The organism is Mycobacterium sp. RTGN5 (assembly GCF_033804465.1).
In the GTDB taxonomy this organism is placed as follows: domain Bacteria; phylum Actinomycetota; class Actinomycetes; order Mycobacteriales; family Mycobacteriaceae; genus Mycobacterium.
Genome location: NZ_JAPZLA010000001.1, coordinates 688,112 through 699,055 on the forward strand (window position 1 = coordinate 688,112; position 10,944 = coordinate 699,055).

At 65.1% G+C, this 10,944-nt stretch carries 13 protein-coding genes; 7 read left to right on the forward strand and 6 right to left on the reverse strand.

What is annotated here, in order from left to right:
* The first annotated feature begins 113 nt into the window (after positions 1-113).
* The 6 genes from SLQ31_RS03265 (at position 114) to SLQ31_RS03290 (ending at position 5,236) form a co-directional block, all read left to right on the forward strand.
* A complete protein-coding gene (locus tag SLQ31_RS03265; protein WP_319429620.1) occupies positions 114-1,082 on the forward strand; it encodes a TerC family protein in 969 nt (322 codons plus the stop codon).
* An 80-nt stretch (positions 1,083-1,162) separates the two neighbouring features.
* Complete coding sequence (locus SLQ31_RS03270) at positions 1,163-1,561, forward strand: hypothetical protein (RefSeq protein ID WP_319429622.1); 399 nt, start codon at positions 1,163-1,165, stop codon at positions 1,559-1,561.
* A gap of 26 nt (positions 1,562-1,587) precedes the next feature.
* The gene (locus SLQ31_RS03275) at positions 1,588-1,962 is read left to right on the forward strand and encodes an STAS/SEC14 domain-containing protein (protein ID WP_319429624.1); all 375 of its coding nucleotides are present in this window, start codon (positions 1,588-1,590) and stop codon (positions 1,960-1,962) included.
* A gap of 222 nt (positions 1,963-2,184) precedes the next feature.
* Entirely contained in the window at positions 2,185-2,907 is a 723-nt protein-coding gene (locus SLQ31_RS03280) for a GntR family transcriptional regulator (protein WP_319429626.1), read from the forward strand.
* A gap of 53 nt (positions 2,908-2,960) precedes the next feature.
* Positions 2,961-4,511: an NCS1 family nucleobase:cation symporter-1 gene (locus SLQ31_RS03285; RefSeq protein ID WP_319429628.1), complete on the forward strand. Its 1,551-nt coding sequence runs from the start codon at positions 2,961-2,963 to the stop codon at positions 4,509-4,511.
* Positions 4,508-5,236, forward strand: a complete 729-nt coding sequence (locus SLQ31_RS03290) for an aspartate/glutamate racemase family protein (RefSeq protein WP_319429630.1) — start codon at positions 4,508-4,510, stop codon at positions 5,234-5,236. Before SLQ31_RS03285 ends, SLQ31_RS03290 begins: the two co-directional genes overlap by 4 nt.
* Here SLQ31_RS03290 and puuE read toward each other — a convergent pair.
* Genes puuE through SLQ31_RS03305 form a run of 3 tightly spaced genes read right to left on the reverse strand, consistent with a single transcriptional unit; the run spans position 5,206 to position 7,819 of the window.
* Positions 5,206-6,123 carry an allantoinase PuuE gene (gene puuE, locus SLQ31_RS03295; RefSeq protein WP_319429631.1) on the reverse strand — a complete coding sequence of 306 codons (918 nt, stop codon included), beginning with the start codon at positions 6,121-6,123 and terminating at the stop codon, positions 5,206-5,208. The genes SLQ31_RS03290 and puuE overlap by 31 nt on opposite strands.
* Positions 6,124-6,129: 6 nt before the next feature.
* Positions 6,130-7,164 carry an allantoicase gene (alc, locus tag SLQ31_RS03300; RefSeq protein WP_413641871.1) on the reverse strand — a complete coding sequence of 345 codons (1,035 nt, stop codon included), beginning with the start codon at positions 7,162-7,164 and terminating at the stop codon, positions 6,130-6,132.
* 46 nt (positions 7,165-7,210) lie between these two features.
* On the reverse strand, positions 7,211-7,819 hold the full coding sequence (locus SLQ31_RS03305; protein ID WP_319429632.1) for a helix-turn-helix domain-containing protein: 609 nt from the start codon (positions 7,817-7,819) through the stop codon (positions 7,211-7,213).
* Between the two features lie 78 nt (positions 7,820-7,897).
* Between SLQ31_RS03305 and SLQ31_RS03310 the strand changes: the two genes are divergently transcribed.
* Positions 7,898-8,764 (forward strand): alpha/beta hydrolase, encoded by an 867-nt coding sequence (locus SLQ31_RS03310; RefSeq protein ID WP_319429633.1) that lies wholly within the window; start codon positions 7,898-7,900, stop codon positions 8,762-8,764.
* Between the two features lies 1 nt (position 8,765).
* Here the strand turns inward: SLQ31_RS03310 and SLQ31_RS03315 are convergent, their stop codons facing one another.
* The 3 genes from SLQ31_RS03315 to SLQ31_RS03325 form a co-directional block, all read right to left on the reverse strand.
* The gene (locus SLQ31_RS03315; RefSeq protein WP_319429634.1) at positions 8,766-9,728 is read right to left on the reverse strand and encodes an alpha/beta hydrolase; all 963 of its coding nucleotides are present in this window, start codon (positions 9,726-9,728) and stop codon (positions 8,766-8,768) included.
* A 43-nt stretch (positions 9,729-9,771) separates the two neighbouring features.
* A complete protein-coding gene (locus SLQ31_RS03320) occupies positions 9,772-10,302 on the reverse strand; it encodes a 2-oxo-4-hydroxy-4-carboxy-5-ureidoimidazoline decarboxylase (protein ID WP_319432813.1) in 531 nt (176 codons plus the stop codon).
* A 94-nt stretch (positions 10,303-10,396) separates the two neighbouring features.
* Positions 10,397-10,885 carry an inorganic diphosphatase gene (locus tag SLQ31_RS03325; protein WP_319429635.1) on the reverse strand — a complete coding sequence of 163 codons (489 nt, stop codon included), beginning with the start codon at positions 10,883-10,885 and terminating at the stop codon, positions 10,397-10,399.
* Positions 10,886-10,944: the final 59 nt, after the last annotated feature.

The window sequence follows — 10,944 nt, forward strand, 5'->3', positions numbered from 1 at the left end:
CCTTCGTCGCGGTGTCGTCACCACGGCGGTCAACGCTGGCCGTCCGGTACCGCGGGTCGCTTCGGCGGCGGAAGAGACCTCGGACGTTTTTTGACGCCCGGAGGTTATCGCCAGTGAATGTGTCCCCGCTCGAATGGTTGATCACCATCGGTGTGACGGTGGCCGTGCTGCTGTTCGACATCATCGTCATCGCCCGCCGCCCACACGAACCCACGATGCGTGAATGCGGCATCTATCTGTCGTTCTACGTCGGCCTGGCGCTGGCGTTCGGCCTCTGGGTGTGGAACTTCCACGGCGCGCAGCTCGGCCTCGAGTTCTATGCCGGCTGGCTCACCGAATACAGCCTGTCGGTGGACAACCTGTTCATCTTCATCATCATCATGGCCAGCTTCAAGGTGCCGAAGGTCTATCAACAGCAGGCACTGCTCGTCGGCATCGTCCTTGCTCTGATCTTCCGCGGCATCTTCATCGCGCTGGGTGCCGTTGCCATCAACCAGTTTTCGTGGATTTTCTACGTTTTCGGCGCGTTCCTGGTGTACACCGCGATCCGCCTGGTTCGCGATACCGACCACGACGACGATGCCGAGAACACCGTGGTGCGGCTGGCCAGGAAATACTTCCCGACCACCGACACATGGGACGGCCTGAAGCTCTATGTCAAGGAGAACAACAGGCGGCTGATGACCCCGATGTTTCTGGTCATCGTCTCGCTGGGCACCACCGACCTGTTGTTCGCGCTGGACTCCATCCCGGCGATCTACGGCCTTACCCGCGAGCCCTACATCGTGTTCACGGCAAACCTGTTCGCGCTGATGGGGTTACGCCAGCTGTACTTCCTCCTCGGCGATCTCCTCAACCGCTTGGTCTACCTGTCGCAGGGTCTGGCCTTCATCCTGTTCTTCATCGGCGTCAAGCTGGTGCTGCACGCGCTGCACGAGAACGAGCTGCCGTTCATCAACGGCGGCGAAGGCATCCACGTCCCGGAGATTCCCACGCTGCTGAGCCTGGCCGTCATCGTGTTGACGCTGTTCCTGACGATGGTTGCCAGCCTGATCAAGACCCAGATAGTCGACAAACGCTGAGCCTGTCCCATTCCATTCCGTTCGCGTCCGCCTGAGTGCAACCGTTGCCGGTGCTATCTCGTGTCGATAGCGTGGCCGACATGCCGGAGTTGCGGGTGTTCATCGCCGAGACCGGTGGTGCCTGGACCGAGTTGACCGAAGGTGGGCGTCCGGTGGTGCGGCTGAGCGCCCCGAACCTGCAGGAGGCTGCCCGACGCCGCCGCAGGCTGCCCGCCGACGTCGCCGTTGTGCTTGACCTGGCCGTGTCGGTTGCCGACGACCCGCGCACCGCGCTCGCCGCGATCTCCGATCGCGAGGACGATGCGGGTGTGCACTACGCCGGAACCGTCGACGGACTGGCCGGGCTGGTCGCCGACCTCGTTGTCGCCGGCGTGGCCGACGGGGTCACGCTGATCCCGGTCGGACCCGACGACTTGGGTCCGCAGGCACATGCCACCCTGAGCCGTATCCAGGACCGATTGCGGATCCGGGCCGCCTGAGCCGAACCAGTTCTACGCTGGGACGAATGATCGAAGTACTTGCGGACATGCCTGAGGGCGTCGCCGGCATCCGGGTATCGGGCCGGGTGAGTGGTGAAGACCTGAAGGCATTCAAGCCCACCATGGACGACCTGCTGAAGTCCGGCGAGGACATCAGAATCGTCGAGGTCATCAACTCCGATTACCAGGGATTCGGCCCTGGCGGTCTGGTCGAAGATCTCAAACTCGGGCTCGGCACGCTGTTCACCCGCCATGCCGCCTTCAAGCGCGTAGCGGTGGTCAGTGACAAGGAGTGGGTGGTCCACACCATTCACCTGGTGGGCTGGCTGGTGCCCGGTGAACTCGCGGTGTTCGGCCTCGACGAGCTCGAGCAAGCCAAGCAGTGGGCAGCTGGTAACTAGCTCTTCGTGTCTTCTGCGCCCAAACCGACGTTTGGCAGAAGAAATGCGAGTGGAAATCTGCAAAACGTCGATCTCGGCGCCAATGCGCAGGCCTCCAGCGGACGAACGGCGCGTCGAAATCGACGAAATTGCGAGGGCTTCTCGCAACTTGGCGGCGAAATGTCGGTTTCGGCGTTTGACAGTCGTAGCACCGTCGAAACAAACCGCACCTACCGTGACCGGATGCTGCGACGACGTTCGGCGCTGGTCGACAGGCTGGTGGTCGACCGGCCGGGCAGTCCGCAGCAGGCCATCCTCGACGAACTGCGCCGGGTGATCCTCGACGGGGCCACGCTGCCGGGCACGCCGATTCCCTTGGCGGAGGTGGCAGATCTGTTCGGGGTCAGCCAGATTCCGGTGCGGGAATCGCTGAAAACACTGATCGGGGAGGGGCTGGTCGCGCACCGGTCCAACTCGGGGTACACCGTTGCTCAGCTCACTGTCCAGGAACTGCGCGAAATGTACATCGTGCGTGAGACTTTGGAGGCAGCGTCGTTGGCCTCTGCGGTGGCCAATGCCACCGATGCTGATCGGGCGGCCATCGTGGCGGCGAACGACCTTCTGCAGCAGGCGATCGACAACGACGATCCCCTTACGTATCACCGCCAGAGCAGGCACTTCCACCTCGCGCTCACCCGTCCGTCAAGAATGTTCCGTCTGCTGCACATGCTCGAATCGGCGTGGAACATGACCGAACCCGTGCAATCGATGGTTCACGTCGCACCGTCGGATCGCGCCGCGCTGCATGTCGACCATCGTCAGATGGTCGATGCATTCCTCGCCGGCGATGTCGAGCAACTGCTCACGATCGCCGAGCTCCACGCCCAACGCCTCAACACCGTCATCGCCACCTTGCCCACCGACACCGGGCTCCTGCTGTCGGCGGATATATCTTCGGCGCAATAGCCAGGAATTTCGGAGGAAATACGGGGGAAACGCGCCGTCGATAACGTCCGGCCATGACCGACATCGACACCTCCAAGAGTGCCAAAGAACTGCCGCCCGGCGCCCTTGTCGGCGCGGGCGACATCGTCGAAGCCGCCGGTCACCCAGTCGGCGGCGGACTGATCAAACCGGGCTACGACCCGCGACTGACCAACGAGGACCTGGCTCCGCTGCGCAAGCAGAGCTGGAGTTCCTACAACATCTTCGCGTTCTGGATGTCCGACGTACACAGCGTCGGCGGCTACGTCACCGCGGGCAGCCTGTTCGCGCTCGGCCTCGCCAGCTGGCAGGTGCTCATCGCGTTGCTGATCGGCATCGTGATCGTCAACTTCTTCTGCAACCTGGTGGCCAAGCCCAGCCAGGCCACCGGCGTGCCGTATCCGGTGATCTGCCGCAGCGTCTTCGGTGTGCTTGGCGCGAATATCCCTGCCATCATCCGCGGTCTGATTGCGGTGGCGTGGTACGGCATTCAGACCTACCTGGCGTCGGCGGCACTGGATGTCGTGCTGCTCAAGCTGTTTCCCGGGCTCGCACCCTACGCCGACGTCAACAATTACGGATTCGCCGGCCTGCCGCTGCTCGGCTGGGGCAGCTTCCTTCTGTTGTGGGTCGTGCAGGCGTGCGTCTTCTGGCGCGGTATGGAGTCCATCCGCAAATTCATCGACTTCTGTGGCCCCGCGGTCTACGTGGTGATGTTCCTGCTGTGTGGCTTCCTCATCTACAAAGCGGGCTGGGGTGCCATCGATCTCAACCTTGGCGACGTGAAATACACCGGCTTCAATTCGATTCCAGTGATGCTAGGTGCGATCGCCTTGGTGGTGTCCTACTTCTCCGGACCGATGCTGAACTTCGGCGACTTCGCCCGCTACGGTAAATCATTCGACGCGGTGAAGCGGGGCAACTTCCTCGGCCTTCCGGTGAACTTCCTGGTGTTCTCGATCCTGGTGGTCGTCACCGCATCGCTCACGGTTCCGGTGTTCGGCGAGCTGATCACCGATCCGGTGACGACGGTGGCGAAGATCGACTCGACATTCGCAATTGTGCTGGGCGCGTTGACCTTCACCATCGCCACGATCGGCATCAACATCGTTGCGAACTTCATCTCGCCCGCATTCGACTTCTCCAACGTCAGCCCCCAGCGGATCAGCTGGCGTGCCGGCGGCATGATCGCCGCGGTCGGTTCGGTGCTGATCACGCCGTGGAACCTGTACAACAACCCGGAGGTCATCCACTACACACTGGAGATCCTCGGCGCATTCATCGGCCCGCTGTTCGGTGTGCTCATCGGCCACTACTACCTGATCCACAAGCAGAAGGTGATCGTCGACGACCTGTTCACCATGGCCGAAGACGGAACTTACTGGTACAAAAAGGGTTACAACCCGGCGGCCGTTATCGCCACCGCGGTCTCAGCGGTGGTCGCGGTGATCCCCGTGCTGGCCGGTAGTGTGCCCGGCATGCACACCGCCGCGCAGTACAGCTGGTTCATCGGCTGCGGGCTGGGACTGGCGATCTACTACGTGCTCGCGACGCGCACCAAGCTGGCCGTCGCCCCGCTTCCATGATGCGGATCTGGGTGATCAATCCCAACACCACCCAAGCGATGACCGACACGATTGCGAAATGCGCTGCGGCGGTGGCCGGGCCAGACGTGTTCGTCAGCGGCGTCACCTCCGAGATCGGGCCGGAGTCGATCGAAAGCCACTACGACGAGGCGTTGTCGGTGCCCGGCTTGTTGCGGGCCGTTGAACGGGGCGAGCGAGAAGGCGTCGACGGCTACGTGATCGCCTGTTTCGGAGACCCGGGCCTTGACGCCGCCCGCGAAGTTGCGGCCGGGCCGGTCATCGGCATTGCGGAGGCGGCGATGCAGGCCGCCAGCCACCTCGGCCGTGGCTTCAGCATCGTCACCACCCTGGCGCGGACCATCGGGCAGTCGGCACATCTCGCGGAACGTTATGGCATGCAGCGGTTCTGCCGCGGCATCCACGCCTGCGAGATACCGGTGCTTGACCTCGATACCGACCCGAACGCCCGCAAGGTCATCACCGAGGCATGCCGCGAGGCACTCGAGGTCGATCACTCTGATGCGATCGTGCTGGGTTGCGCGGGGATGGCCGATATGTGCGGGGAGATTTCGGCCGAGCTGGGCGTGCCGGTGGTGGATGGGGTGAGCGCCGCAACGCTGACGGTGCAGTCGTTGGTGACGATGGGTTTGCGTACGTCGAAACGAGGGGAGTACGCAACGCCGCCGGTCAAACGCTATTCGACGGGAGCCTCTCCGGCGGGGTGAATCTCGCGCCAGTGCTGGGCGATCTCGATACGCCGGGCGATCCAGACTCCGTCGTGGGATTGGACGTGGTCACAGAACCGTTCGAGCGCGGCCGTGCGCCCTGGACGCCCCACCACCCGGCAGTGCAAGCCGACCGAGAGCATCTTCGGGGCGCCCGCTCTGCCCTCCGCATAAAGAACATCGAACGCATCGCGAAGATGCGCAAAGAATTCGTCGCCGTTGGAAAACCCTGCGGCAGAGGTGAACCGCATGTCGTTGGTATCGAGGGCGTAGGGCACTACCAGATGGTTCTGATCGCGTACCCGCACCCAGTACGGCAGGTCGTCAGCGTAGGAGTCGGAGTCGTAGACGAAGCCGCCGTGTTCGATGACGAGCTCGCGGGTGTGGGGTGAGTCGCGGCCGGTGTACCAGCCCAGCGGTGCGGCCCCGGTGAGTTCGTTGAGGATGCGCACGGCCTCGGCCATGTGCGCGCGCTCGGTGTCCCGATCGACGTGTTGGTAGGACTTCCATCGCAGGCCGTGGCACGCGATCTCGTGGCCGAGTTCACCGAATGCGGCCACCGCCTCCGGGTTTCGTTGCATGGCAAGGGCTACCGCGAAGATGGTCAGTGGAATGCCGCGCCGCTCGAACACCCGAAGTACCCGCCACAGCCCGGCGCGGGACCCGTACTCGTAGAGCGACTCCATGCTCATGTGCCGGTCGGGGAAGGCCTCTGCGGGGGTCATCTCGGACAAGAACGTCTCCGAGGCCGGGTCGCCGTCGAGAATCGAATTCTCCGCGCCCTCTTCGTAATTCAGTACGAACTGCACCGCGATGGCTGCATCTCCCGGCCAGTGCGGGTGCGGCGGCGTGCGGCCGTAGCCGACCATGTCTCTCGGATAGCTCATGTCAGGTCAGGCGCTGACCGCCCACCTTTCCTGAACGTTGCGCAGCCCGTCGTCGGTCAGCCGGCCGAACAGCCGGAGCCGCGCCATGCCTCCGTCGGGATAGACGTCGAGACGCGCATCGGTGACCGGCCGTTGGACATTCAGCAGGAAGCGGTGCCTGGTGTCGGGTTGCAGCGGAGTGGTTTCCAGTAGCTCGAACCATTCCCCTGCGCCGTCGCGGCCCATCAACCTGGCAGCTCCTGGGGCATTGCCGAGGAAGTACGACGTGTCCAGCTCGACTGCGGTCGGCAGACCCTGGCCGGCCAACTGCACCTGTACCCAGTCATTGCCGTCGTCGCGGCGCCGTGAAGTCTCCCACCCGTCGCCCATGGTGCGTGCCGTTCCTGGCAGCAGCAGGTTGTTGGGCGAGGAGTAGAACATGTTGGAACAGGCCGTAACCCGGCCGCCGTTCTCCAGGGCGGCGAGGTCCATCGGCAGACCGTCGGCCAGTCGCGGGTCGAGCAACCCCTGGCCGTGCACTCGGAAGCGCGCCACACCGCCGTCGGGATATATCGACAGCCGCACATGTGTCCAACGCCGAGTTGAGGCGACCGTGAACGGGTTTCGGGTATTGCCGTTGACTCCGGTGCGCTCGACGATCGTGGTCCAGTCGGTGCGGTGCACAAGGTCGTCGACCGGTGGATAGCCCTCGACGAACGCCGCTTCGACCGAGATCTGCGGCGGGTAGTTACCGGTGAACCACGCGGTGTCGACCACCACGCCACCCACGATGGCCGGCGCCCCCAGCCGCACGATCGCAGTGTCGCGGTCGTCGGGGCGGACGCCGCGGCGGCGGCGGGTCTCCCAGCCGTCGTAGATCTGGCCCTTGTGCCCGAAGGTGGCCGGGCGGAACTCCGCCGGTCGCGGATTGATCAGATTCTCCCGCTCGGCGAACAGGTCGTCGTTCGCCCACAGCACCGCACCGCCCGCCGGCCGGGAAGCCAGATCGGGCAAGGACAGGAAGTGCGGCTGCGCCTGCGTTGGGTCCTGCACTCCGCCGATCACCTCACGAGCCTAAGTGCCGAGGTCGGTGGTCACCACCCGACGGTCACGGCCGGCTGGCGAGCATCCCCGTGACGATGCCGTGCAGCGCCCTGCGGACCTCGGCGCCGGTGACGTCGGGATCGGCGGCATTGGCGATCGTCATGGCCGCGGCATCGAGCGCCCCGATGAGGATGTGCGCCAGCGGACGTGCCGGTTGGGTCTCGAGTTCACCGGAGTCCATCGCGGCCTGCAGCAGTTGTTCGGTCATGCCCAGGCTGTAGCGCTCCGCGATGTCCCGAAAGCCGTCCCAGCCCAGCACATTTGGCGCATCGAGCAGAATCAGCTGACGGATTTCCCGCTCGGCGCTGATATCCAGCCAGGCGTCCACTGCCGCATGGAGGGCGGCCGCCGGGGTCGCGGGTTGCCGGGCCAGGGTGGCCGCGGCCAACCGGTTCATCACATCGGCTTCGACGGTCTCGACCACGTCGAGGAACAGTGCCGCCTTGTCGGCGTACTGGTGATACATCGCGCCCCTGGTGACTCCGGCCCGTTGGGCGATCTCCGGCGTCCCGACCTCGGCGTAGCCGCGTTCACCCCAGAGTTCACGTGCAGCGGTGCGCAACGCGTCCTGGGTGGTGGCGGAACGCTGGGCTTGGGTACGTCTGGCGGTCATGTCTTGTATTTCCGTGCATCCTGTCGGTATCTTACATGCAGACTGTCTGTTTGTTTGTCACTATCAAGGGAGATTGTCATGCACACCGTAGATGTCAGCGGCGGAACCATCCATTACGAAACGGCAGGACCGCCGACCGGCAGGCCGGTCGTGTTCATTCACGGCTACGCGATGGGCGGATCGCTGTGGCGACCGCTGAGCAGCCGGCTGGCCCGGGACGGCCTGCGGTGCATCGTGCCGACCTGGCCGTTGGGCGCACATCAGCAGGCGATGCATCCGTCGGCCGATATGACCATGCGGGGCGTCGCGGCCATGGTCGCGGAGTTCCTCGACGTGCTGGGCCTCGAGGATGTCGTCCTGGTCGGAAATGACACCGGCGGGGCGGTAGCCCAAGTGGTCGCCACCGAGCACCCCGATCGGCTCGGGGCCCTGGTTCTCACCAGCTGCGACGCGTTCGAACACTTTCCGCCGCCGATCCTGGCCCCGTTCATCACCGCGGCGAAGGTGCCGATGCTGTTCCGGGTCGCCGTGCAGGCCATGCGCTCCCGGATGGTCCGCCGGCGCGCATACGGTGCACTGGCCCACGCCAACCTCGATGCCCTGACCGCCGAATGGATCCATCGTGCCGTCCGTGACCCTGCGATCGCCGAGAATCTGCGCCGCTTCACCGGATCGCTGACCACCCAGACCACCCTCGACGCCGCGGCACGATTGCCCGAGTTCACCAAGCCGGCATTGATTGCATGGTCGGCCGATGACGCGTTCTTCCCCCAGTCCGATGGCAAACGGCTCGCCGATGCGCTGCCGGACTCACGGTTGGAGTACATCGAGAACGCCCGCACGTTCTCGATGATCGATGCCCCCGATGTGCTGGCCGCGCTCATCGCCGAGTTCGTCACCGCCACAAGCGCTGTCGGTCGCGACGCCGACGCGGATCGCTGCTAGATCAGATCAAACGAAGCCGGCGGATCCGGTCGGCGACCACCCGGGCCGACACCGCAGCCGTCGGCGCCAGCGCCTCAAAGGCGTGTGGGCACCCGGGATGCACGTGCAGCTCGGTCGGCACCCCGGCGGCGGAAAGCCTTGCCGCATAGGTGATGTCCTCGTCGCGGAAGATGTCCAGATCGCCGACGTCGATGTAGGTCGGTGGCAGTCCGGCAAGATTCTGCGCGCGTGCCGGTGCGGCGTAGACCGATACATCGTCACCGCCGGCGCGATCACCGAGCAGTGCGCCCCAGCCGGTGATGTTGTCGTCGTAGGTCCACGTCAGTAAATCCGGCGCCAGCTGCGGATCCGGGCTGGTGGTGTGGTCGTCGAGCATCGGATAGATCAGCAGCTGGGCCGTCAGGGCCGGCCCGCCGCGATCGCGAGCCAGCAAGCTGACCCCCGCGGCCAGGCCGCCGCCGGCGCTGTCGCCGGCCACCGCCAGCCGGGCCGGGTCGACACCAAGGGCGGCCGCGTTGTCGGCCAGCCAGCGCAGCGCGGCATAGCAGTCCTCGACCGGTGTCGGGTCTGGATGTTCCGGCGCGACACGGTAATCCACCATCAGCATGGGTGTGCCGGTGGCGGCGACGTAGGTGCGCATGACCGCGTCGTAGCCCGGCCGGGTCTCGGCCAGGCTGTAGATCATGCCGCCGCCGTGCAGGTAGAGAACAGCACCGCCGGACGGCTCCGACGTCGGGAAGTACCAGGCGAGATCGAGTTCGGTGCCGTCGGCGGCGGTCGCGGAATGGCGGGTCATCTCGACGCCGCTGACCGTTCCCCGCATGGCGCCAAGGGCTTGGAAGAACGGGGCGGCGCGTTCGCGGCGGGTGGCCACGTCGCCGATGGCGGGCGGCTCGAGTGCGGCGGCCGCAGCCATCAGCGGTTGTATCAGGGTGAGAAGTTCGGGATCCATCGGCAGGGTCACGGCTGCCAACCCTAGGCGCTGGGGTAGGTGCCGACGGGACGAATCAGCCCCAGTTGTCGTAGCCGCCTTCGGGTCCGAGCATCCGCTCGAGACGACTGCGGTTGATCCGGGCCAGCTCGTTGCAGACGACCTTGCGTTCGGTCTCCGGGTCGTGATGCATCCGGTCGCGGACGGCCGCGATGACCGACGCGGCGCAGACCTCGCGGGCCACACCGCCGATGTGCATGACGAAATCGAATCCGAACAGGGCGGCGTAATCCTGGACGGCCGAGGCGAGCTCGGCCATCACCTCGGGGGACTCGTGCCACACCGAGCATTGCTCGGCCTGCGACTTGGTGCTGCCCGGCCGGCGTCCGACATGCGGATAGGCCTGCAGGATGGCGTCGATCGAGCACTCCGACAGCGAGAACAGCAGGGCGTCGGCCCGGCGGAACAGGGCGGTGTGATCGGCGTAGGGGCGGCCACCCGACAGGTCGCGGGCCAGCGTCACGCTGTTGCAGCACTCGTAGAGCGCATGGACAGCCTTCTTGTCCGGCAGCTCGTTGAAGGCTTCGAGACCGATGCCCTGGTGCATTAACACCCGCTCATCATCGAAAAGCCAAACCACAACCGCGTTACTGATTGTTACAGCCAGGCTAATTTCTGTCAGAGGGGCTTAGTGCAGGTGCTCAGTGTCCTCCGGGGACGAACCGCTCCCGGGAGCGCTCCACCTCGGCCTCGGCCTCGGCGCGGCCGACCCAGTCGGACCCCTTCACGAACTTGCCCGGCTCGAGGTCCTTGTAATGGGTGAAGAAGTGCTGGATGGAATCGAGTTCGTCCTTGGGCACATCGCCGATGTCCTGGATGTGATCCCAGCGGTTGTCCCCAGCGGGCACGCACAGCACCTTGTCGTCGCCGCCGGCCTCGTCGACCATCTTGAACATGCCGACCGGGCGCACCTCGATCAACACACCGGGGAACACCGACAGCGGCAGCAGCACCAGCGCGTCCAGCGGGTCGCCGTCCTCGCCAAGGGTGTCCTCGATGAAGCCGTAATCGGCGGGATAGGCCATCGGGGTGTAGAGGTAGCGGTCCAGGCGAATCCGTCCGGATTCGTGGTCGACCTCGTACTTGTTGCGCTGACCCTTCGGGATCTCGATGGTGACGTCGAACTGCACCGTGCGACTCCTTTTCCGCTGGTCCTGCCCGCCGGCCCCGGCGACGCGGCCTAACCCTA

Bases quoted from the DNA above. Each gene is read 5' to 3' on its own strand.
- SLQ31_RS03310 (WP_319429633.1), top strand. From the start codon at position 7,898: ATGCACACCGTAGATGTCAGCGGCGGAACCATCCATTACGAAACGGCA.
- SLQ31_RS03320 (WP_319432813.1), bottom strand. From the start codon at position 10,302: ATGCACCAGGGCATCGGTCTCGAAGCCTTCAACGAGCTGCCGGACAAG.
- SLQ31_RS03305 (WP_319429632.1), bottom strand. From the start codon at position 7,819: ATGACCGCCAGACGTACCCAAGCCCAGCGTTCCGCCACCACCCAGGAC.
- SLQ31_RS03270 (WP_319429622.1), top strand. From the start codon at position 1,163: ATGCCGGAGTTGCGGGTGTTCATCGCCGAGACCGGTGGTGCCTGGACC.
- SLQ31_RS03280 (WP_319429626.1), top strand. From the start codon at position 2,185: ATGCTGCGACGACGTTCGGCGCTGGTCGACAGGCTGGTGGTCGACCGG.
- SLQ31_RS03275 (WP_319429624.1), top strand. From the start codon at position 1,588: ATGATCGAAGTACTTGCGGACATGCCTGAGGGCGTCGCCGGCATCCGG.
- SLQ31_RS03290 (WP_319429630.1), top strand. From the start codon at position 4,508: ATGATGCGGATCTGGGTGATCAATCCCAACACCACCCAAGCGATGACC.
- puuE (WP_319429631.1), bottom strand. From the start codon at position 6,123: ATGAGCTATCCGAGAGACATGGTCGGCTACGGCCGCACGCCGCCGCAC.
- SLQ31_RS03285 (WP_319429628.1), top strand. From the start codon at position 2,961: ATGACCGACATCGACACCTCCAAGAGTGCCAAAGAACTGCCGCCCGGC.